Genomic DNA, 22,550 nt, shown 5'->3' on the forward strand with positions numbered 1-22,550 from the left:
GTAGCTCGTCAGGCTCATAACCTGAAGGTCGCTGGTTCAAATCCAGCCCCCGCAACCAATCCATAAAACCCGTCGCTCAAAGCGACGGGTTTTTGCGTTCAGGAAAACACCCACGTCACAACGCATCCCCAATGGCCAGACAATCAGGATAACCCCCCGAACAAGGGCGGCCGCGAATTTCTGCGTCGCCCCCTCACGCCAGAGCTTGCGCCGTCAGTGAAAATCCCGCGAGCCGGGCAAGATGCGGACGTCGCGCGGATGGCGGTGCATCAGGAGGGCGCCGTGGTCGCCGGTCCGGACGTCGCCGCTGAGGCGCCCGAGCAGTTCGCTCCTGTCGGTGATGTGTTTTGCCATCACATGCACCACCTTTTCCGGGCTGCACTCGATCACGCCGGTGATCTCCATGACTCGCGCGCTCATGACCTCGCGCCGGAAGCGTGCAAACATGCGGGCCCAGAGCACGGCGTTAATGACGCCGGTTTCGTCCTCCAGGGTGATGAAAATGGCGTTTCCGGTTCCGGGGCGCTGGCGCACCAGCACGACGCCCGTGACGCGCACCCAGGCGCCCTGAAGACTTTTGTTGCACTGGTCGCACGTCAGGCTGCGCGGCAGCAGCGGGCGCAGGATCTGCATGGGATGGGCCTTCAGCGACAGCCGCAGCGTCTGGTAATCGGCGGCGACCTGTTCGCCCAGCGTCATCCCGGGCAATTGCTGGGCAATTTCCTCGGCCTGCTCCGGCGTCGCCGTGGCGAGGAACAGGGGCAGCGGCGCATCGTCGGGCAGGCGCTGGGCCGCCCACAGGGCTGCGCGTCGGTCCAGCCCCATGGAGCGGAAGGCGTCCGCCTCGGCAAGGCGCAGAATGGCCAGCCTGGGCAGGAGCGCGCGTTGCTTGAGCATCTGCATATCCGGCGGCGGGTTGTTGCTTTTCGGGCGGACGGGCGTTGGCTGAAGGGGGAGCGCGCCGCTGGCGATGGCGTTCTGTTCGGCCTGGAAGCGCATGATCGCTTCCGCCCATTCCTCGCGGAAGCCGTCGATCTGGCGAAAGCCGAGGCGCAGGGCAAGGCCGTTCTCAACTGGCTCAAGGGTGTTGTCCCAGTGGCTGTAGGCCACGTCGACCGCCAGGATGGTGACGCCATTGTCCTTGGCGTTGCCGATGATCTGGGCCGGTCCGTAGAACCCCATGGGCTGACTGTTGAGCAAAGCGCAGGCGAAGGCCGCCGGATGGTAGCGCTTGATCCACGCAGACACGTAGACCAGCAGGGCGAAGGCGGCGGCGTGGCTTTCGGGAAATCCATAGGAGCCAAAGCCCCTGATCTGGGCGAAGCAGCGCTCGGCGAAATCCCGGCTATAGCCGCGCGCAGTCATTCCCTCAACCATCATGTCTTCATAACGGTGCAACGTGCCGTCGCCGCGAAACGTGCCCATGGCCTTGCGCAGGCCGTTGGCCTGGGCGCCGGTGAAGCCGGCGGCGACCATGGCGACCTGCATGGCCTGCTCCTGGAAAAGCGGCACGCCTTTGGTCCGCTCCAGAACACTCCGCAACTCGTTCGGGGGGTGCGGCGGTCGCGGCGAAGGATAATCAACCTTTTCAACGCCGGCCCGCCTGCGCAGGTATGGGTGCACCATGTCGCCCTGGATCGGGCCGGGACGGACGATGGCCACCTGAATCACGAGGTCGTAGAACTCCTTCGGCTTCAGACGCGGCAGCATGTTGATCTGCGCCCGGCTTTCCACCTGGAACACGCCGATGGAATCGCCGGTTTGCAGCATGGCGTAGACAGGCGAACCGTTTTCCTTCTGTTCACTGGTCAGGGCGACGCTGGCCAGATCATGCGCCTCGCCCGTGTGCTGGCGGATCAGGTCAAAGGCCTTGCGGATGCAGGTGAGCATGCCGAGCGCCAGCACGTCGACCTTGAGCAGGTGCAGGGCGTCGATGTCGTCCTTGTCCCATTCGATGAAGGTGCGGTCCGCCATGGCGGCGTTGCCGATGGGCACCAGATCATCCAGCCGGCCGCGGGTCAGGATGAAGCCGCCGACGTGCTGCGACAGATGCCGGGGAAAGCCGATCAGCCGCGAGGCCAGCGCCACGGCGCGGCGGATGGCGGGGTTGCTGGCGTCGAGGCCGGCCTGGGCGATGTGGCTGTCAGGAATATCCTCGCCATAGCTGCCCCACTGGCTGCTGGCGATGCGGGCGGTGACGTCCTCTGTCAGCCCAAGCGCTTTGCCAACTTCGCGAATGGCGCTTCGGGGACGATAGCGGATGACGGTGGCGGCGATGCCGGCGCGGTGGCGACCATAACGCTGATAAATATACTGGATGATTTCTTCGCGGCGCTCATGCTCGAAGTCGACGTCAATGTCCGGCGGCTCGCCGCGGTCTGAGGACAGGAAGCGGGCGAACAGCAGCACATGTTTGTCCGGATCGACGCTGGTAATGCCGAGCACGTAACAGACGGCGGAATTGGCGGCCGAACCGCGCCCCTGACAGAGAATGTCGCGCCGCCGCGCCTCCTGCACGATGTCATGAACAGTGAGGAAATAGGTGGCGAAGCCAAGCTGGCGGATCAACGCCAGCTCCTCATCCAGCAGGCGTTGCACCTTTTCTGTGACGCCCTGCGGATAGCGCGTTTTCACCTTGTCCCGCACCAGTTTTTCCAGCCAGCCTTGCGGCTCATAGCCTTTCGGAACAGGCTCATCCGGATATTGGTAGGCGATCTGCGACAGATCGAAATGAATGCGTTGCAGAAAATCGCCGGTGGCGGCGATGGCCTCAGGGGCGTCGCGAAACAGATGGGCCATCGCCTCCGGCGCCTTCAACCAGCGCTCGGCGTTGACCTCCAGCATCCGCCCGGCTGCCGCGACATTGGTTTTTTCGCGGATGCAGGTGATGACGTCATGCAGGTCGCGCTGGGCCGGCGCGTGATACAGCACGTCATTGACCGCCAGCAGCCGGGCGCCGGTGCGCGCGGCCATGTCGCGCAGGCGAAACAGCCGGCGCCGGTCGTCGCCGCGCCGCCACATGTTGGCGCCCAGCCACACAGCCCCCGGCGCGGCGCCGGCGATCCGTTGTAATGACTGCTCAAGTTCTCCCAGCCGCGCCGGCGGCATGACGATCAGTTGCAGGCAGCGGACATCCGCCAGCAGGTCGTCAAGGGTCAGGTCGCAGCCGCCCTTGCGGGCGCGCCGGGCGCCCAGGGTCAGCAGCCGGGTCAGACGGCTCCAGCCGGCGAGATTCTCAGGATAGGCCAGCACATCTGGCGCGCCGTCGCTGAAGGCCAGCCGGGCGCCGGTGATGAGATGGAAGTTGGCGGCGCGGCGGCGGATTTCGGCCGCCAGGAGCGGATTATTGGGCAGGTCTTCGGAGGTGCTGGCGGCGTCGAGGCCTTCCTCGCGCAGCGAGCGGAGCGCGCTCCAGGCGCGCACCACGCCGGCGACGGTGTTGCGGTCGGCAAGGCCAAGGCCGCCATAGCCCTGCAACAGGGCGGCCAGCACCAGCTCGCGCGGGTGCGAGGCCCCGCGCAGGAACGAGAAATTGCTGGTGGTCGCCAGCTCGGCGTAAGCCGGGGCAAGACCTGGGGCAAGACTTGGGCCAAGAGTTGGGCCAAGACCTGGGGCGTCGGCGTTCATGCGAACAGTCCGTGTATGAACCAGCGTGGGGCTGGCGCATCAGCAATCCCGCAGCAGAACAGCCAGAACCGTCGTCCCTCGTGGTCCTCAACCCGGTAGTAGTCCCGTTCGCACCGGAGGCTTTTGGCATCATCGACCGGGGTGGCGCTCCGCTCCGGCGCCATCGTTTCCGGCAGGGTTCGCCACCACTCCGGCGACAGTCGCTCCGGCCCTTCCGCCGTCGCCACATCGTGCACCATGCGTCGCCAGCGAAAGCGCAGCAGGTCGCCGTCCGGCGCCTCGCCGATGGCCTCCACCGGCTGCGGCGTGCGAAACAGATGCAGCGGCCGCAACGGCGGGTCTTCGGGCAGGAAGGCGCGCCAGCTGGCCCCCGCGCTGGCAAGGCGAGCGGGGAGCAGGATGGCGGCGTGCTCCGGCAGATGCGAGTCGCGTGGGCACAACTTCAGCACGGCTTCGGAGCCCAACCGCGCCGCCAGCCGGTCGGCAAGACGGTGGATGCTTTCCTGGCCGGCTTCCAGTTTATTTTTTGCCGGCAATAGACATGTTGAGAGACCGGATTGCGTGGCCGGAAGCAAGGCCGCTTCGCCAACGCTGAGACGGATCTGGTCGAAGCCGAACCCGGGATCCAGCGGATCATCCAGGGCGTTCAGCCGTTCGCGCAACAGCACGCCGACAAGCGCCGCATCGCGCGTCGGCTGGCTGACGGCCACGGTGACGGCGCGCGTCACGCCGTCCGTCCGGTAGAACAGGGCGGTGAAGCGCAGGCCGCCTTGCCCGGCCTGTTCGAGGCGTTGCGTCGCATCCCGCAGCAGGCCGGCGAGCAGCGCCTCCACGTGCTCCTGGCGGGCCACCGGCTCGGGCAGGACGCGGTCAATGACGCAGGGTGGCGACGGACGCTCCGGCGTGATGCGCGCATCCTCGGCGCCGGTGATGCGGGCCAGCCGCGCCGGAAAATCGGCGCCGAAGCGGGAGGCGAGACTGACGCTGTCGCGGTCGATGATATCGGCGAGGCGCTTCAGCCCGGCGCGCTGCAATGTCATATGGTGACGTTCGCACAGCTCCAGCGCGGCGACGGGCAGGCGGGCGGTCACGGCGCGATCCTCGCCCTCCGGTACGACCAGCGGCGCATCTCCGGCCGCCAGAGTGAACCTGGCTAGGGCGCGGGCGGCCTGGGGCGTCGCCGCCAGGGCGCAATGCACGTGCAGGCCGGCGGCGCGGGCGCGCTGGCGCACCCGGGCGGCCAGCGGCGCCTCGCCCCCGGCGAGATGGGCGCAACCGGTGACGTCCAGCACCATGCCGTGCGGCGGATCGATGGCGAGCAAGGGCGTGAAGCGCTCGAAATCATCGCGCAGGCGGGCCAGGAAGGCGTCGTCCAGGTCCGGCCGCGCCGGAACGGCGCGCAGGGCCGGCGCCAGGGCTCGCGCGTCGGCCAGCGCCATCTGTGGCCGCAGGCCGGCGGTCAGCGCTTCCGGCGAGACGGCGGCGAGGCGCATGGCGCCCTTCACCGGCGCGACGAAGACCAGCGGAGGCGCGGCGGGGGCGGGAGCCGGAGCCGGAGCCGGAGCATCAACGGCGACGCCGGAAGCCTTCGCGCCCGTGTGGGCGGATGCGCTGGTCTGGCGGCGCAGACGATCGGCTGGCAGGAATGGAAACCACAGGGCCAGATAGCGGCGCCGGGCAGGGCGCCCGCCATGATGAGAAGCGGCGTCTGCTTCGTGGAAAAGCGTCCTTTCGCTTGCCGCATGGTTCTCCCGAAACGCGGCGGCCGCTTTATCTGAAGATGCGTTCGCGAAACGTCCGTTGCGCACGATCCCACTCCAGTATCCATGTGGCGGGGGCCGCGCCGCCGCGGTGGCGCAGCAGGGTGATGGAGAAGGCGGGGTGGCCGGGGGCGTCGCCTTCCAGCCGGCGCGAGGCGGCCGCCCGCACCGACCAGCGGCTCCAGGCAGCTCCCGGCGTCGGGGCTGCCGCGATGCGCACGCACAGGATGGCGACGCCGCTGCGCGCCGAGACGAGGGCAAGGCGACGGCTGGCGGTGAGGTCGAATGCCTTCGCCGCGCCCCAGGCGCTGATGATGACAACGCCGACAGCGCTGTAGCGGGCGGCTTCCTCGGCGGCGCCAAGCAATTCCGGAACCGTGCGGGCGCGGACCAGCAGCAGGGCGGCGGGATCGAGACCAAGATCGGCGAGGCCCTCGCCGTGGGGGCGACCGAGTTCATGTCCCGCCATGTCGTGAAACGCCCAGACCACCGGCCGCCCCGCGGCGATGCGAATGGCGTGGCCGGCGGCGAAGCCATGGACGGCGGGCCCGTCGGCGACGCTGGCGGCGAACACGTCATGCAGCGCTCCGGGAAGCAGCCAGGCCGGATGGCCGTCGCGCGCAACCGGGTCAGATGTGGCCGGGCCAGACCGGGATATGGCGCCGGCATTTGCGGCCGGCGGATACGTCTGTCGCGCGCTGATGTCCGCGTCGCCGGAATGCGTCGTGGCCCGGGCAAGCCGGCGCGCTGGCGGCGAGGTGACGGCGTGACGCTGGGCCATGTCCGCCTTCAGCCGCGCCAGAGCCTCGCCCTGCGCCTTCACGTCATGCAGACGTCTGTCGCCGTCGGCTCCCCGCGTTGCGGGCGGCTGTGTCCCGGACAGGCATGAGGCGAGATTGTTCTCCATTTGTTCTTATAGCACCGTCTGCCGGGCGTGAGTCAAGCACAAGAGTCGGGCGGCAGGGGCTTGTCCGGCCGCCGCGCCAGATGGGCGCCAGGCCGGTCAGGGCCCGCGATGTCCGGGCGATATAAAGCGGCTCCGGCAGTTTGCGCGTGTCGCGGCATGTGTCCTGCGTTGGAGAGCAAATGCGAGAGCGTTCCGGAAGAGATCTGGCTCACCGGAAGCGCTCCAACGTTTTTCTTCACCAAAAGCAGGCCCCACACTTCCCGAAAATGCGCTGGAGCAATTCCCGATCTACATGGATCGGGGATTGCTCCAGTTTCCCCTGTTTTGAGCGAATTCTGATCGGCCAGACGATTCCGTCTGGTCGGAAAGCGCTCTAGCCGGCGCTGGTTTCCGCCGCCGTCGCCGCGCGTTCACGCGCCAGCAGCGCCTGTTTGCGCGCCACGCCCCAGCGATAGCCGGAAACGTCGCCGTCAGTGCGGATAATGCGATGACAGGGCGTCGCCACCGCCACCGGATTGGCGCCGCAGGCCTGGGCTACGGCCCGCACCGCTTTGGGTTGGCCGATGCGGCGGGCAATATCGGCGTAGGTGGCCGTCTCGCCAGCGGGAATCGTGCGCAACGCCTGCCAGACCCGCTGCTGGAAAGCCGTGCCGCGCATGTCCAGCGGCAGATCGACCGGCGCCGCCGGGTTCTCCACAAGGGCGACGACCCGGGCGACGAGGGCGTCGAAATCCGGGTCGTCGCCGACCAGGCGGGCGTTGGGAAAGCGGTCCTGAAAGACGCGGATCAGCGCCTCCGGGTCATCGCCCATGCTGATGGCGCAGACGCCCCGGTCGCTGGCGCCGACCAGCAGTGCGCCCAGGGTGCACCGGGCGATGCAGAAGCGGATGCGCGCGTCCTTGCCGCCCTCGCGAAAGGCCGTCGGCGTCATGCCCAGCATGGCGTCTGATTTCTCGTAGAAGCGGCTGCTGGAGCCGAAGCCGGCGTCATAGATGGCCGCCGTGACGCCACCGCCGGCGCTGAGGCTTTCGCGCATCTTCCGGGCCTGCAGGCCAGCGCGCCAGGCGACCGGCGTCAGGCCGGCGATGGTCTTGAAATGCCGGTGGAAAGCGAAGGGGCTCATGCCGACCGCGGCGGCCAGTTGCGCCACGGTCAGCGGCGTCTCGCTTCCGGCGATCAGCCGGCAGGCGTGGGCGACCGCCGCCGCATGGCGCTCCGCCAGGGAGGGGCCATCCGGGCGGCAGCGGCGGCAGGCGCGGAATCCGGCGGCCTCGGCCGCCGGTCCATCGGCGAAAAAGCGCACGTTCTCACGCCGGGCGTGGCGCGCCGGGCAGGAGGGGCGGCAGTAAATGCCCGTGGTTCGCACCGCATAGACGAAGGCGCCGTCCCTGGCTGCGTCTCGGGCCAGCACGGCGCGCCAGCGGGCGTCGTCGTTCGCGGGGGCCATATCCTTGCGGGCCATATCCTTGCGGGCAATGCCCTCGCGGGTGGCGTCGATGTTGCGGGCGTCGGTCATGGCGTGCATCCCGTTGTCGGTGAGGGGCATCGCGTCGATGGCCCCTTGTCGACGCTGACTCTGGCGCCCCGGCTCCGGCCGCACACTCCGGGGGCTGCTTTCAAATCTGCGAAGGCAAATCCGGCGATCAATCCCCCCCAACATATGGAGCATGGCGTCGTTCCGCCATGCGCGCTGCTCCAAAAAGCAAAACCGGCGCGATCCGCATCGCGCCGGTCCGGAAAACCGGAGATTGCTTCTGGTTATTGCGCGCCGTTCAGCGCGCTGACCAGCGCCTTCAGCGAGGCGGTGGCCACGTCCGGGTCGACGCCGACGCCGAACACGCTGCGGTCGTCGGCCGTGCGGCATTCGACATAAGCGGCGGCCTGGGAGTCGGCGCCGCGCCGCAGGGCGTGCTCGTCGTAATTGACCACCTCGATGCCGGCGCCGAAGCGGGCGTTGATGGCGTCGACAGCGCTGGAGATCAGGCCGTTGCCGCGCCCGGCGATCTGGATTTCCTCGCCGTCGACGCGGATGCGGCCGGTGAAGGCGCGTTCGCCGCCGCCCCGGCGCACGCCGCCGCCTTCATACTCCAGCAGTTCGTAACGCTGGGGGCCTTCCAGCCGGTAGGCGTCCTGGAAAATCTCCCAGATATCGGCGGAGGTCATCTCGCGGGCCGTCTCGTCGGCGCGGGCCTGGACGCGGCGGCTCATGTCCACCTGCAAACGGCGCGGCAGCTTCAGGCCGTGGTCCTGCTCCAGCACCCAGGCGACGCCGCCCTTGCCGGACTGGCTGTTGACCCGGATCACCGCCTCATAGCTCTCGCCGATGTCGGCGGGGTCCAGCGCCAGATAGGGCATTTCCCAGACGCCGTCGTTGCGCTTCGCGTGAGCGTCGAAGCCCTTCTTGATGGCGTCCTGATGCGAGCCGGAGAAGGCGGTGAACACCAGTTCGCCGGCGTAAGGGTGGCGCGGGTGCACCGGCAGTTCGTTGCAATGCTCGGCGGTTTTCACCACGGCGCGCATGTCTTCGAAGCGCAGCTCAGGATCGACGCCCTGGGTGTACATGTTCATGGCCAGCGTCACCAGGTCGACGTTGCCGGTGCGCTCGCCATTGCCGAACAGGCAGCCCTCGACGCGGTCGGCGCCGGCCAGCAGGGCCAGTTCCGCCGCCGCAACGCCGGTGCCGCGGTCGTTGTGCGGATGCACCGAGATGACGACGCTGTCGCGGCGCGAAATGCGCCGGCAGAACCACTCGATCTGGTCGGCGTAAACGTTGGGCAGGGCGACCTCGACCGTCGCCGGCAGGTTGAGGATGACCTTGTTGTCGGGCGTCGGCTGCAGCACGTCCAGCACGCGCTCACAGATCTCCAGGGCGAATTCCGGTTCGGCCATGCTGAAGGTTTCGGGCGAATACTCGAAGGTCCAGCGGGTTTCCGGCCGCTTCGCCGCCTCGGCCTTCATCTGGGCGACGCCGGCGATGGCCAGATCGATGATCTGCTGCTTCTCCATGCCGAACACCACGCGGCGGAACAGCGGCGCGATGGCGTTGTACAGATGGACAATGGCGCTGTGGGCGCCTTCCAGCGCCTCGAAAGTGCGGCTGATCAGATCCTCGCGCGACTGGGTCAGCACCTGGATGGTGACGTCCGGCGGGATCATGTTGTTGTCGATCAGGCTGCGCACGAAGTCGAAATCGGTCTGCGAGGCCGAGGCGAAGCCGACTTCGATTTCCTTGAAGCCGATGTCGACCAGGGTGTTGTAGAACCGGGTCTTCTTCTCGACGTTCATCGGGTTGGCCAGCGACTGGTTGCCGTCGCGCAGGTCGCTCGACAGCCAGCGGGGCGCCCTGGTGATGCGCTTCGACGGCCACTGGCGGTCGTTCAGGTCAAAGCCGGGGGCGTAGGGCTGATATTTGCTCTGCGGGTTGTTCAGCATGGGTCGTCATCCGGTGTCAGACGGGGCGGCGGGCGCCAGTTTCAGGCGCGGTTCAGCCGCATGCGCGCGTCAGAAATACATCATGGGGAAGAAGCGTGCTGGCCTCGGACGCGGGACGGGGAAACGTCCGGTCCGTTCCTACAGCCGCCGGGCAGCCGTCAGTCCCGGCGACCGCCGGAAAGTCGGCGCGCACATGCGCGCACGCCCGGCGCGCGGTTCACGACGCCAGTCACAATGGCGGTCGACCAGATAAAATTTTCAGAAAACATCACACAATCCGCTGGCGCTTTACATGACACGCGACAAACCCCGCCTTCCTCAGAAGGACGGGCCGGAAAGTCGAAGCGTGAGGCCAGTGACGTGGATCATGGCCGGAGACTGTCACAGGCGATGGCGCGCGTCAACGCCCTGGCGCAACAGGCCTGGGTTGGCCCGGTCGCCACGCTGCGGCAGGCGCTCGACTGGCGAGCGGGGAAGCTGGCGGAGAATATTTTTCCAGAAAATGCGCTGAATTCCACTGCAAATCCAGGCCTGACCTGTCTTCCGGAGGGCTTTGTTCCAAACTGTTCCAGCGCTGTTGCCGGTCTGGCGCCGCACTCCCTACCCTCAGGAGCGAAAGACCTTGCGGGACCTTTGCGAGACCCGGACAGTCCGGCGCGCGGCAAGGTCGCTTACCAGGACATATTGTGATGAGGGGAACAGCCATGACGGGCGGCAATACATCTGAAATGCTCCGGCGGCTGTCGCGGCGGGCGGTCCTGCTGGGCGCGGGGCTGGCGTTGGCGGCCGGGGGCATATCTGGCGCTGCGCTCGCCGCGCAGGAAAACCCGCAGAAGACCCAGCAGAAAACCTTGAAAGTCGGCGTTTCCGCCGGGCCCTATGGCGATATCCTGCGTGAGGCGGCGAAGCTGGCCGCGAAGGACGGCGTCAAGGTCGAGGTCGTCGAGTTCTCGGACTGGAACCTGCCGAACGCCGCCGTGCAATCCGGCGATATCGACCTCAACGCCTTTCAGCACCGGCCTTATCTCGCCGCTCAGGTGAAAGCGCGCGGCTATGACATCGTGCCCTGGACGCCGCCATCGCCGTGCCCGCCGGCCTGTATTCGGCGAAGCACAAATCGCTGAAGGACATCCCTGATGGAGCCAGCGTCGCCCTTCCCAACGACCCGTCCAACGGCGCCCGCGCGCTGTTTCTTGTCCAGCAGGCGGGGTTGATCAGGTTGCGCGACGGCGCCGGAGCGAGCGCCACCACCCGGGATATCGTCGACAACCCGAAGAAACTGCGCTTCCGCGAAATCGACGCGGCGCAACTGGCGCGTTCGCTGGATGACGTGGACGTGGCCTGGGTCTCCAGCAACTACGCCCATCTCGCCGGGCTGAAGCTGAAAGACGCCCTGAAGGCCGAAGGGGCCGATAACGACTGGGTGCTGGTGTTCGCCGCGCGCGCCGATCGCAAGGACGATCCGGCAATCCGGCAATACATCGCCGCCTATCGCTCGCAACCGGTGCGCCAGTACATCACGCGGACATTCAACGGGGCGATTTTGCCGGCGTTCTGAGACGCCCGGGCCGGGCCCCGTTGGTGTGGGCGTTCACCGGGTGGGGCGCATCGTTGTTGCGCTCCTGCCCGTTCGTACCTGCCCGTTCGTACCTGCCCGACCGTCATGGCCGGACCTGTTCCGGCCATCCACGAGAACCACGCCGTGCAAGGGAGTGTTCTGGAGCGGCGGCAAAGACGCGGATGCCCGCATCACGCGCGGGCATGACGGCGGAGAGCGGAGGAGCAGAGGGATGGCGCCGTGGAGGGGCGCGAGCGCGCGGGCGCATGGCGCAAGCAAGCGGCTGGGCCGTCGGCCGCGACATGGCGTTACATCGCAGCTATATGGCCTGTTGGAGCGCTGGGAAGGCGTCAGCCTTTCGCCTGTCCCTGATCCGGCGCCGCGGCCCGCAGGGCGGGCGCCAGGTCGCCGGCAGGTTCGCCCCAGACGCCGTCGAACACCAGATCTTCCAGCGGCAGGCGGCGCGCCCAGCGGCGGGCTTCCAGTTCCGGCGACGTGAACAGCTCGTCCACATAGCCGATGCACAGCCAGGCCATGATGACGATATGCTCCGGGACGCCAAGCAGCGGCTTCAGCTCTTCCGTATCGAAAATGCTGACCCAACCGACGCCGAGACCTTCCGCCCGCGCCGCCAGCCAGAGGTTCTGGATGGCGCAGGCGACGCTGTAGAGATCGACGTCCGGCTGGTGGGTGCGGCCCAGCACCACCCTGCCGCCGCGCGTGCGGTCGCAGGTGACGCAAACGCCGAGCGGCGCTGTGAGAATGCCTTCCAGTTTCAGGCTGCGATACAGCGCCTGGCGCTGGCCGTCGAACATGCCGGCGGCCTCGGCGTTGGCGTGGCTGAACAGCTCATGCACCTCGCGCCGTTTGGCCTCGTCGCGCACCACGACAAAATTCCACGGTTGCGACAGGCCGACCGACGGGGCGCAATGGGCCGCCGTCAGGATGCGCGCCAGCACGTCGTCGGGCACCGGCCGCGCGGTGAACTCGTTGCGCACGTCGCGCCGGCCCATGATGGCGCGCCACAGGGCGTCGCGATCCGCCTGTGAAAACGGGCCTGCCGGAGCGCGCAACGATGTGGCGTCGCGCGTTCCGGTCGTCGCGTCAGGCGGTGCGCCGGCAAATCCGGACCGGGCTGGCTCGTCCGTCATGATGGCCTCCGCAAATCGGTGTCCTTCACCATGATACATCAGGCTTGGGCCAGCGCCGTCACCGGATTTAGCCTGGAGGCGTTGCGGGCCGGCAGCCAGCCGAAGACGATGCCGATGATCGACGAGACGGCGACGGCGGCGATGATCGAACTGGTCGAATAGATCAGTTGGAAATCCGAGCTGAACCGCGCGAACAGCACGCCGAAGCCGAGCGCGAGGGTAATGCCGAGCACGCCGCCGATCAGGCACACCAGCACCGCCTCGATGAGGAACTGTTGCAGGATGTCGCTCTGGCGCGCGCCGACCGCCATGCGCACGCCGATCTCCGAGACGCGCTCCGACACCGACACCAGCATGATGTTCATCACGCCGATGCCGCCAACGATCAGCGAAATCACCGCGATGGCGGCGATCAGCAGGGTGAGGGTCTGCGTCGTCGCCGTGATGGTCTGGCGGATGTCGTCGGTGTTGATGATGAAGAAATCCTGCTGGCCGTGACGGCGCTCGAGGAATTCGGTCACCGCCTTTTCGGCCAGATCGGTGCTGATGTCGTCGCGCACCCGCACGGTGATGCTGCGCAGCGAGTGGCCGCCGACAATACGCGCCTGCACCGTCGTGTACGGGGCGAAAATCGACGGGTTTTGCGACGAGCCGAAGCCCCCCTGCTGGCGGGCGACCACGCCGACCACGCGCAGCGGCGTCTTGCCGGCGATGATGACCTGGCCGACCGGACTGCGGCCGAAGTCCTTGAACAGGGCGGTTCTGGTGTTCTCGTCGATCACCGCGTCCTGGGCGTAGGCGCGCACCGCGCTGGCGTCGAACAGCGCGCCTTCCACCAGTTTCGCGCCCTTGGCGGCGAAATATTGCTCGTTCACGCCATTGATGAGGGCGCTGGCCTCGGAGGAGGCGAAGCGGGTGTTCTGCGACGAGGACACGGTGGGCGTCACCGCCGCCACATAGTGCTGGCGCGCGAGTTGCTCCGCGTCGTCGACCACCAGCGTGGTCACCTTGCCGGACCGGGTGTCGCCGAAACTGCGGCCGGCGAAGATCTCCAGCGTATTGGTGCCGAGGCCGGAAATATTGGCCAGCACCTTCTGGCGCGAGCCTTCGCCGAGCGCCACCACGCAGACCACCGAGGCAATGCCGATGATGATGCCGAGCATGGTGAGAAAGGCGCGCAGACGATGGGCGGCCATGGCCAGCACCGCCATGCGGAAAGCCTCGCCCAGCCGGCTGACCGCGGCGCGCAACGGCGACATGGCGCGACCGGGCGGGGCGCTGCGCGCCTCAAGCCGGGAGCCCGCCGGGGCCGGCGCGACGGGTTCATCGCGGCGCGCGTCGTTGCGCGTATCAGAGAGAATGACGCCGTCGCTGATCTCGATGATGCGTTCGGCCCGGCGCGCCACCCCCATGTCGTGGGTGACGATGATGACGGTTTTGCCCTCGGCGTGCAGCTCATCGAGGATGCGCAGCACTTCCTGGCCGCTGTGACTGTCGAGGGCGCCGGTCGGCTCGTCGGCCAGGATGACTTCGCCGCCGTTCATCAGGGCGCGGGCGATGGAGACGCGTTGTTGCTGGCCGCCGGAAAGCTGGCCGGGGCGATGCTCCAGGCGGTCTTCCATGCCGAGCCGCTGCAACAGCGCCGCGGCCCGGTCGCGCCGCGCCGCGGGCGTGCGGCCGGCATAGATGGCCGGCACCTCGACATTGCCCTCGGCGGTGAGTTCAGGCAGCAGGTTGTAGCGCTGGAAAATGAAGCCGAAGTGTTCGCGGCGCAGTTGCGCCAGTTCATCCGGCGCCAGGGCGGCGGTTTCGCGCCCGGAGATGCGGTAACTGCCGGAGGTGGGCGTATCGAGACAGCCCAGGATGTTCATCAGCGTCGACTTGCCGGAGCCGGAAGCGCCGACGATCGCCACCATTTCGCCGGCGGCGATGGTGAGATCGACATCCTTGAGCACGGCGAGAACGCCGTCGCCGGACGGATACTCCCGGCGCAGCCTGCTGAGCTGGATCAGCGGTCCCGCGTTGGGAGCCGTATCGCGCGCCATCTCACAGCCCCATGGGCGGGCGGCGCCGGGAGCCGGGGCCGCCAGCGCCCTGGCGCGTGGCCGTGGCGCCGGCGGCGTCGCCGGCGATGACCTGCTCGCCTTCCTTCAGGCCGTCGCGAACTTCGGCGGTGACCTTGTCGTTAAGGCCGATCCTGACGCGCCGGCGCTCCACGGCGCCGTCCTTGCCCAGCACGCGCACGATGAAACCGCGCTCCGCCGAGCCATGAATGGCCGAGGAGGGAATCGTCAGCACGCCCTTGGCCTGGCCCAGCACGATGTGGGCGTTGGCCGTCATGTAGGTGCGCAGGCTGCCGTCCGGATTGGGCACGTTGAAGACGCCGTTATAGTAGATCGCGGTGTTGGACGTGCTGGACGACGACGCGGTGCTGGAAGTGCTGATGCTCGCGTCGGAGCGAATGGAATCCGGGGCCGGATCGATCGATTCCAGCGTTGCGTCATAGCGCCGGTCCGGCGCGCCGATGATCGAGAACTGCACCTTCTGGCCCGGCTGCACCTTGACCACATCCGCTTCTGAAATCTCGGCGTTCACCGTCATGGTGTCGAGCTGGCCGAGGATTACGATGGTGGGCGCGGTCTGGATCGAGCTGACCGTCTGGCCTTCCTGGGTGACCACCGCCAGCACCGTGCCGTCGATCGGCGCGATGATGCGGGTGTAGCCGAGGTTGGCGCGGGCGTCGTCCACGGCCACCTTGCCGGAGAGGATCTGGGCCTCCAGGGCGGCGATCTGCGCCTTCGTCGTGTCCACGTTGGCCACGGCCGTGTCGTAGTCGATGCGCGACACGGCGTTGCTGGCGACCATGGTCTGCTGGCGCGCCAGGTTCTGCCCGTAGAGCTTCAGGATCGCGACCTTCTCGTCGCGTTGGGCGCGCAGGCGGGCGAGGTCGGCCTCGGCGGTGCGCAGTTTGTTTTCCTGGGTAATCGAGTCGATCTGGGCGACAAGGTCGCCCTTCTTCACCCGGTCGCCAACCTTGAATTTCACCGAAAGCACGCGGCCGCTGACCTGGGCGCCGACCGCGACCAGCCGCGCCGGCTTCAGCGTGCCGGTGGCGAGCACGGTTTCATCCACGTCGCCGCGCGTCACCGGCGAGGTGAGATATTTCGGCGTCTCTGCCTTCGCCGGGAAAAAATAACGCCAGGCCAGCACCGCGAGCGCCAGCAGGACCAGCAGAACCAGCGCCTGTTTGATGCGGCGGCGGGAGCGCGACGGTTGCGCCCTGCGCGCCGCCGGCTGCGACATGTCGGGCTGGCTCACGGGCGGCTCCCGTTGACGTTGATGAAGTGGGGGCCGGTGTTGTGGTCGACGATGACCGGACGCGAGGCGTCGACCAGGCCGTTCCAGCCGCCGCCGAGCGCCTTGTTGAGGCTCACCCAGGCCAGCGCGCGGGTCACGCGGCTGTCGACGAGGGCGCTTTCCGCGCTGTAGGCGGAGCGTTCTGCGGTCAGCACGTCGAGGAAGCTCACATTGCCGGATTGATAGAGATTGCGGGACAGGCGCAGCGCCTCCCCGTAATTGCTGGCGGAACTGACCAGTTTGGCGATGCGCACGCCCTCCTGGTTCAGGGTGACGAGGGCGTTCTCCACCTCTTCCAGCGCGCCAAGGACCGACGCCTGCCAGGCGATGAAGTTCTGGTCCCGCTGCGCTTCCGTGATCTGCACGGCGGCGCGCAGCTTGCCGGCGTTGAACAGCGGCGCGGACAGGGTCGGGCCAAAGGCCCAGCTGATGGACGAGTTGCGCCCCAGATCGCCGAGGCGCGCCGCCGACGTGGAGATGTCGCCCGTCAGACTCACGGACGGGTACTGCGCCGCCGTCGCCTGGCCGATGCGGGCCGTCGCCTGGGCGAAACGCCGTTCGGCGAGGCGCACGTCCGGCCGGTTGACCAGCACGTCGGCCGGGATGCCGCGCCGCACCCGCCATGTCGGCGAGGGGATCGGCGCGATCTTGCGGAACGCATCGGCCAGCGCTGACGGCGGCTGTCCCGACAGCACCGACAGGCGATTGATGGTCTGGGTCAGACCCGTCTCGAGCGTCGGGATCGAGGCCTCCGTGCTCGCCGCCTGGCCGGCGGCGTTGGCGACGTCGAGCGCGGTGGCGCCGCCCGCCGCAAGCCGCGTGCGCGTCAGGGCTTCAGTTTCACGCTGCGATCTGGCGGTGCGTTGCGCCAGGGCAATGCGGGCCTGATAGCCGCGCGCCTGCACATAATTGGAGGCGATATCGCCCACCAGGACCAGCAGGCTGTTGCGCAAATCGTCGGTCGCGGCGTCGAGGCCATACCGGGCCGCCTCCACGGCGCGATGATTGGCGCCGAACAGGTCGATCTCCCAACTGGCGCTGGCGGCGCCGCGCACATTGTTGACCGGTCGCGTCGCGCCGACCTGGCTGCGGCCGGCGACGCCTGCGCCGTTGACTTCGGGGAACAGCGCGCCGACGGCCTGGTCATAACTGGCCCGGGCTTCGCGCACGCGCGCCTTGGCGGCGGCGACATCCAGGTTTCCGGCGACGGCGCCGTCGATCATGCGGTTGAGCGTGGGGTCGCCAAGCCGCGTCCACCATTCGGCCAGTTGCGGCGTTCCCGCGACAGTGGCGCCGGACTTGCCAGCCCCGCTCCAGGACGCGGGCAGCGCCATGCCGGCGCCATTGTAGTCAGGGCCGACGGCGCAGCCGGCCAGCATCGCCGCGCAGGCGATCACGACCGCGCGCTCCACAAGGGCGCGGCGCCGGCGCGGGCGTGTGACTGACGGAGACGGGGCGGTTAACGCCATGAACATCTTTCACAAACAGGCGGGACAGGCATGAGGCGGATGCAGAGCCTGTGTGACGGGGCGAGGTCCATTTTCACGGGAGCCGCTCCGGGGACATCACGATCAGCCGAATCGGGATCTCGCCCCATGGCGTTGGAATGATGGAATTTATCGGGGCGACGCCGTGGGCGCCCGGCTGGGTGTTCATGGTCTGAAGTTTCGCCATGGCGTTTCTGTGGCTGGAATGTTTCCCATTGCAACTGGCTACAGGTTCCCGCGCCAGTTTCTCACGCAACCGGCAAGGCCGTTTGACGGGAATCAGCCCGATGATTCAGCCATTGTTAACCGGAAGCGCCGGGCGACGCCATTTGGAGCGGGCAAGCGCGCATATTCCGGCGCGCATCTTGCCATGCATCCTGGGGAAACCTGTCGCGCCTGTTGCTGGCGGAGAAAATTATTCCCCGAATGTCGCCATCTAAAAATAACATTTCAGAATGTATTTATTGACAAATAACAATAAATAAAGTGTATTTGCGGGGCGTCGCCGCCGGCGCAACCGTCGGGCCATTTCTGACGGTCAGGGGCGTCGCGCGCCAGTCTGCATTTGGGAGCAATCGTCCGGCGCCCAGTTCCGGCGCGCCTGAGGTTCCCGCAGGTCGCCGTTATGGACAGTGCGGGCTGCGGATGCGGTGGCTTTTCTGAATTTTCCCGAGGCGCGGCGCGCCTGTTCCGGGAACCGCGCCAGCGCCGGCCGCCAGGCGCGTCTTCTGCGAGGATCGGATGAACATGCTGTCGCCAACGGCCCCGCTGGAGCGGGGCGTCACGCCGTCTCCGCCGCCCGGGGACGCGCTGGTGCGCTTCGAGGGCGTGCGCAAGGTCTATCCGCCCCGCGCTGGCAACGCCTCCTTCGTGGCGCTGGATCACATCGACCTGTCGGTGGCGCGCGGCTCGGTGCTCGGCGTCATTGGCCGCAGCGGCGCCGGCAAGTCAACGCTGATCCGCCTGGTCAACGGGCTGGAGAAGGCCAGCGCCGGCAGGGTCATCGTCGATGGCGCCGACATTACCGGCATGAGCGAGCGCGACCTGCGCGGCGTGCGCCGGGCCATCGGCATGGTGTTCCAGCACTTCAATCTGCTGTCGTCGCGGACCGCCTATGACAATGTGGCGTTGCCGCTGGAGATCGCCGGCGTCGCCGCCGCCGACATCCGCCGGCGGGTGGAGCCGCTGCTGGAGCTGGTGGGCCTCGCCGACAAGCGCGACCGCTACCCGGCCGAGCTGTCTGGCGGCCAGAAGCAGCGCGTCGGCATCGCCCGGGCGCTCGCCACCCGGCCCAAGGCGCTGCTGTCCGACGAGGCGACCTCGGCTCTCGATCCCGAAACCACCCGCTCCATCCTCGATCTGCTGGGGTCGATCAACACGGAGCTGGGCCTGACCATCCTGCTCATTACCCATGAAATGTCGGTGGTGGCGCGCATCGCCCGCCAGGTGGCCGTGCTCGACGCCGGCCGCATCGTCGAGCAGGGCGACGTGTATGACGTGTTTACCCGTCCGCAGCACGCGACGACCAGGTCGTTTCTGGGCGCCGTCAGCGGCCAGAAACTGCCCGGCTGGCTCGCCGGCCGCCTGCGGGCGGAGGCGCGCCCCGGCGACCAGACCGTGGTGCGCGTGGTGTTCCGGGGGCCGATCGCCACCGATGCGCTGGTGTCCGGCCTCGTGAAGACCCACGGCGTCGACGTGAACATTCTGTCAGGCGCGGTGGATGAGGTGGCCGGCCGCCCGTTCGGCGCCCTGGTGCTGGGCCTGCCGGCCGATCCGGCGACGCTGACGCTGGCGCTGGCCTGGTTTGCGGGCCACGGACTCGACGCGGAGGTGCTTGGTCATGTCGGCTGATATCGCCTGGCTCATCTGGGAAGCCACCCTGGACACCATGTGGATGGTGGCGATCGCCATGATCATCGCCACGCTCATCGGCATTCCCCTCGGGGTGTTCCTCGCCACCAGCGGCAGGGGCGAACTGCTGGCCGCGCCGCTGCTGAACCGGGTGCTTGGGCTGATCGTCAACGCCACGCGCTCGACGCCATTCATCATCCTCGTGGTGGCGATCATTCCGTTCACCCGGCTCGTCGCCGGCACGTCCATTGGCACGAAAGCGGCGATCGTGCCGCTGACCATCGCCGCCACGCCCTTCATCGCCCGCCTGATCGAGACGGCGATCCGCGAGGTCGACCAAGGGTTGGTGGAGGCGGCCCGCGCCATGGGGGCGACGCCGCTGCAGATCGTTCGCAAGGTGCTGCTGCCCGAGGCCATTCCCGCAATTGTGCTGTCGCTGACGCTCGCCGTGGTGTCGATGATCGGCTACTCGGCCATGGTCGGCGCCGTGGGCGGCGGCGGTCTCGGCGATCTCGGCATACGCTACGGCTACCAGCGCTTCATGCCCGACGTGATGGCCGCCGTGGTCATCGTGCTGATCGTGCTGGTGCAGGGGGTGCAGAGCATCGGCGACCGGCTGGCCAGGCGCCTCAACAGGCGGCTGCGCCAGAGCTGAGATGTCGTCGTCTGATGTCCTGCCTGTCCTGGGGCGCCCAAGGCTGGGCGGTTTCGATGTCTGGAGATAATTACATGCATCCATCAACCCGGACGGCGCCCGACGCCGGAAAAACCCGCCGCGCCCTGCTCACGCTGTTCGCCGCATGCGTCCTGCCGCTGGCGCTGGCCGGCGGGGTGGGCGCCGCCACGGATGCGCCAGCCACGGATGCGCCAGCCCTGGTGCGCGTCGGCGTCGTTCCGGGGCCGGACGTGGAGATCCTGGAGCAGGTCAGGAAGGTCGCCGCAGGGCGCGGGTTGAAGATCGAACTGATCCAGTTCAGCGACTACATCATTCCCAACCAGGCGCTGGCCAATGGCGAGATCGAGGCCAACGCCTTCCAGCATCAGCCTTATCTGCAGGCGCAGACCGCCAGCACGGGCTGGAAGCTGGTGAAGGCGGGCGAAACCATCACCTCGCCCATGGCGCTGTATTCCACCCGCCACAAATCCCTCGACGCCATTCCGGCTGGCGGGAGCATCGCCATTCCCAACGATCCCACCAACGGCGGCCGGGCGTTGCGCCTGCTGGCGGATCGCGGTCTTTTCCGTCTGAAAGACGGCGAAACCGTCGCCGCCACCGTGCGCGACATCAGCGACAACCCGAAAAAGCTGAAGATCATCGAGCTGGACGCGGCGCAGATCGCCCGCAGCCTGCCGGATGTCGATGCGGCGGCGATCAACAGCAACTACGCCGTGGAGGCGGGTCTCGATCCGGTGAAGGGCGGCCTTGCCCGCGAGGACAGCAACGGTCCCTGGGTCAATATCATCGCGGTGCGCGCCGCCGACGCTGGCAAACCCTGGGTCAGCGCGCTGGTCGGCGCTTACCGGAGCGACGAAATCCGCCAGTTCATCCTTGAGCGTTATAAAGGCGTCTATATCCCGGCCTGGTGAGCCCTAGCGGATGACGCCGCCGCTCTGGTGTTCAAACAGCGCGCGGTAGACGCCGTTGGGGCGGGCGATCAGATCGTCGTGACGGCCTTCCTCGACAATGCGCCCGCGATCGAACACCAGAATCCGGTCCATCTCGCGCACGGTGGAAAGGCGGTGGGCGATGACCAGCGACGTGCGCCCCTGCATCAGCCGCTCCATCGCCTGCTGGATCATCAGTTCCGATTCCGAATCGAGGCTGGAGGTGGCCTCGTCGAGGATCAGCACCGGCGCATCGGCGAGGAAGGCGCGGGCGATGGCGACGCGCTGGCGCTCGCCGCCGGAGAGCTTGACGCCCCGCTCGCCCACCAGCGTGGCGTAGCCGCGCGGCAGCCGCATGATGAAGTCATGGGCGTTGGCCAGTTCCGCGGCGCGCTCGATGGCGGCCATGGACGCGCCGGGACGGCCGTAGGCGATGTTCTCGGCGATGCTGCGGTGGAACAGGATTGGCTCCTGCTGCACGATGGCGATCTGGGCGCGCAGTGACTGCTGGGTGACGTCGGCGACGTTCTGGCCGTCGATGACGATGCGCCCGCCGGTCACGTCGTGCAGCCGCTGTATCAGCTTGACGAAGGTGGTCTTGCCGGAGCCGGAGCGACCAACCAGGCCGACGCGCTCGCCGGCGGCGATGACCACATTGAGGTCCTGGTAGAGCGGCGTGACGTGGTCGCCATAGCGAAAATCGACGTGCTCGACGCGGATTTCGCCATGGGGCACGCTCAGCGCCTGGGCGCCTGCCCGGTCCTTCACATCCGGCTGCAGGTCGTACAGGCGGACCATTTCCTCCATTTCATTCACGGCGCGCTGGAAATGGTTCACGTGCTGGCCGATGTCGCGCAGATAGCCGTTGAGCATGAAATAGGTGGTGAGCACATAGGCGACGTCGCCGGGCGTGGCCTTGCCCGTATGCCACATCCACAGGGCGCCGCCGGTGACGATGGCGCGCAGCAGCCACAGCATGGCCATCTGGCCGGTGCCGATCCAGGTGAAGCGCATCCAGGTGCGCCAGGTGCGGCGATGCCATTTGCCGACCACATGGGCCAGACGGGCGTCCTCGCGGTGTTCGGCGCCGAAGGCCTTCACCACGGCGTTGGCGCCGATGGCGTCAGCGAGCACGCCGCCCATGCGCGTGTCCCAGGCGTTGGACAGTCGCGCCGCTGGCGCGATGACGCGCGTCGCCAGCGCCACGGTGGCGCCGATATAGACGGCGGCGCCCACGCCCATCAGCAGGCCAATCAGCGGCCAGCGCCAGGCCAGCAGCGCCACGGCGCCGACCAGCACCACGACCGACGGCAGCAAGAACATCAGCAGCACGTCGTTGAGCGAATCCAGCGCCCACATGCCGCGGGTGATCTTGCGCACCACCGAGCCGGAGAAGCTGTTGGCGTGCCAGTTCGACGAGAACCGCTGCACGCGGGCGAAGCTCTCGCCGGCCACGTCGCGCATGATGCGCAGGGTGAACGGCACCACGCCCCACCAGGCCAGATGGCGCAGGCCGACGGTGGCGAGGCCAAGCAGGGTCATGACGGCGAAGGCGTAAACCGCCGCCTGCGTCGCGCCTTCACCGGCCGTCAGGGCGTCGATCATCCGCCCCGCGTAAACGGGGGCGAAGATCTCGGTGAGGGTGGCGAGACAGACGGAGAGGCCCAGGCTGGCGGCCAGCCAGCCCTGCCGGCGCCAGTGGGCGAAGGTGAAGCTGAGGACGCTACGCAGGGCGGCGTCATTTCCGCGACGTTGGGTTTCCATGCGACCTCTGGAGTATCTTCGCCGGCGTTCCGGTTCGGGGCGGCCTTTCCG

At 67.8% G+C, this 22,550-nt stretch carries 17 protein-coding genes; 6 read left to right on the top strand and 11 right to left on the bottom strand.

Going from position 1 to position 22,550, the window contains the following annotated elements:
* Positions 1–213: 213 nt before the first annotated feature.
* The 5 genes from IE243_RS09175 to leuA form a co-directional block, all read right to left on the bottom strand.
* Positions 214–3,627, bottom strand: a complete 3,414-nt coding sequence (locus IE243_RS09175) for an error-prone DNA polymerase (RefSeq protein ID WP_191319067.1) — start codon at positions 3,625–3,627, stop codon at positions 214–216.
* Complete coding sequence (locus tag IE243_RS09180) at positions 3,624–5,435, bottom strand: Y-family DNA polymerase (protein ID WP_244643013.1); 1,812 nt, start codon at positions 5,433–5,435, stop codon at positions 3,624–3,626. Before IE243_RS09180 ends, IE243_RS09175 begins: the two co-directional genes overlap by 4 nt.
* Positions 5,398–6,294, bottom strand: a complete 897-nt coding sequence (locus tag IE243_RS23140; RefSeq protein ID WP_210319821.1) for an ImuA family protein — start codon at positions 6,292–6,294, stop codon at positions 5,398–5,400. Before IE243_RS23140 ends, IE243_RS09180 begins: the two co-directional genes overlap by 38 nt.
* Positions 6,295–6,667: 373 nt before the next feature.
* Positions 6,668–7,756 carry a bifunctional DNA-binding transcriptional regulator/O6-methylguanine-DNA methyltransferase Ada gene (ada, locus tag IE243_RS09185; protein ID WP_191319188.1) on the bottom strand — a complete coding sequence of 363 codons (1,089 nt, stop codon included), beginning with the start codon at positions 7,754–7,756 and terminating at the stop codon, positions 6,668–6,670.
* A 296-nt stretch (positions 7,757–8,052) separates the two neighbouring features.
* Complete coding sequence (gene leuA, locus IE243_RS09190; RefSeq protein WP_191319069.1) at positions 8,053–9,726, bottom strand: 2-isopropylmalate synthase; 1,674 nt, start codon at positions 9,724–9,726, stop codon at positions 8,053–8,055.
* 234 nt (positions 9,727–9,960) lie between these two features.
* Here leuA and IE243_RS09195 point away from each other — a divergent pair, with 234 nt between their 5' ends.
* Genes IE243_RS09195 through IE243_RS23750 form a run of 3 tightly spaced genes read left to right on the top strand, consistent with a single transcriptional unit; the run spans position 9,961 to position 11,284 of the window.
* Positions 9,961–10,416 (top strand): hypothetical protein, encoded by a 456-nt coding sequence (locus IE243_RS09195; RefSeq protein WP_191319070.1) that lies wholly within the window; start codon positions 9,961–9,963, stop codon positions 10,414–10,416.
* Positions 10,416–10,850 carry a MetQ/NlpA family ABC transporter substrate-binding protein gene (locus IE243_RS23745; RefSeq protein WP_280514583.1) on the top strand — a complete coding sequence of 145 codons (435 nt, stop codon included), beginning with the start codon at positions 10,416–10,418 and terminating at the stop codon, positions 10,848–10,850. The genes IE243_RS09195 and IE243_RS23745 overlap by 1 nt, the downstream gene beginning before the upstream one ends.
* On the top strand, positions 10,811–11,284 hold the full coding sequence (locus IE243_RS23750; protein ID WP_280514584.1) for a MetQ/NlpA family ABC transporter substrate-binding protein: 474 nt from the start codon (positions 10,811–10,813) through the stop codon (positions 11,282–11,284). Before IE243_RS23745 ends, IE243_RS23750 begins: the two co-directional genes overlap by 40 nt.
* Before the next feature lie 350 nt (positions 11,285–11,634).
* Here the strand turns inward: IE243_RS23750 and bluB are convergent, their stop codons facing one another.
* The 5 genes from bluB to IE243_RS23755 form a co-directional block, all read right to left on the bottom strand.
* Positions 11,635–12,435, bottom strand: a complete 801-nt coding sequence (gene bluB / locus IE243_RS09205) for a 5,6-dimethylbenzimidazole synthase (RefSeq protein WP_191319071.1) — start codon at positions 12,433–12,435, stop codon at positions 11,635–11,637.
* A gap of 38 nt (positions 12,436–12,473) precedes the next feature.
* Positions 12,474–14,480, bottom strand: a complete 2,007-nt coding sequence (locus IE243_RS09210) for a MacB family efflux pump subunit (RefSeq protein WP_191319072.1) — start codon at positions 14,478–14,480, stop codon at positions 12,474–12,476.
* A gap of 1 nt (position 14,481) precedes the next feature.
* Complete coding sequence (locus tag IE243_RS09215) at positions 14,482–15,738, bottom strand: efflux RND transporter periplasmic adaptor subunit (RefSeq protein WP_191319189.1); 1,257 nt, start codon at positions 15,736–15,738, stop codon at positions 14,482–14,484.
* A gap of 11 nt (positions 15,739–15,749) precedes the next feature.
* Entirely contained in the window at positions 15,750–17,261 is a 1,512-nt protein-coding gene (locus IE243_RS09220; RefSeq protein ID WP_210319822.1) for an efflux transporter outer membrane subunit, read from the bottom strand.
* Between the two features lie 73 nt (positions 17,262–17,334).
* On the bottom strand, positions 17,335–17,466 hold the full coding sequence (locus tag IE243_RS23755; RefSeq protein ID WP_280514585.1) for a hypothetical protein: 132 nt from the start codon (positions 17,464–17,466) through the stop codon (positions 17,335–17,337).
* A gap of 554 nt (positions 17,467–18,020) precedes the next feature.
* Between IE243_RS23755 and IE243_RS09225 the strand changes: the two genes are divergently transcribed.
* The 3 genes from IE243_RS09225 to IE243_RS09235 all read left to right on the top strand — a co-directional run bounded on the left by IE243_RS09225 (position 18,021) and on the right by IE243_RS09235 (position 20,717).
* Positions 18,021–19,130 carry a methionine ABC transporter ATP-binding protein gene (locus IE243_RS09225; RefSeq protein WP_373301631.1) on the top strand — a complete coding sequence of 370 codons (1,110 nt, stop codon included), beginning with the start codon at positions 18,021–18,023 and terminating at the stop codon, positions 19,128–19,130.
* Complete coding sequence (locus IE243_RS09230) at positions 19,120–19,785, top strand: methionine ABC transporter permease (protein WP_191319075.1); 666 nt, start codon at positions 19,120–19,122, stop codon at positions 19,783–19,785. Before IE243_RS09225 ends, IE243_RS09230 begins: the two co-directional genes overlap by 11 nt.
* A gap of 74 nt (positions 19,786–19,859) precedes the next feature.
* Positions 19,860–20,717: a MetQ/NlpA family ABC transporter substrate-binding protein gene (locus tag IE243_RS09235; RefSeq protein ID WP_191319076.1), complete on the top strand. Its 858-nt coding sequence runs from the start codon at positions 19,860–19,862 to the stop codon at positions 20,715–20,717.
* 3 nt (positions 20,718–20,720) lie between these two features.
* Here the strand turns inward: IE243_RS09235 and IE243_RS09240 are convergent, their stop codons facing one another.
* On the bottom strand, positions 20,721–22,499 hold the full coding sequence (locus IE243_RS09240) for an ABC transporter ATP-binding protein (RefSeq protein WP_191319077.1): 1,779 nt from the start codon (positions 22,497–22,499) through the stop codon (positions 20,721–20,723).
* Positions 22,500–22,550: the final 51 nt, after the last annotated feature.

Origin of the sequence: Camelimonas fluminis (assembly GCF_014656355.1) — a bacterium.
In the GTDB taxonomy this organism is placed as follows: Bacteria; Pseudomonadota; Alphaproteobacteria; order Rhizobiales; family Beijerinckiaceae; genus Camelimonas; species Camelimonas fluminis.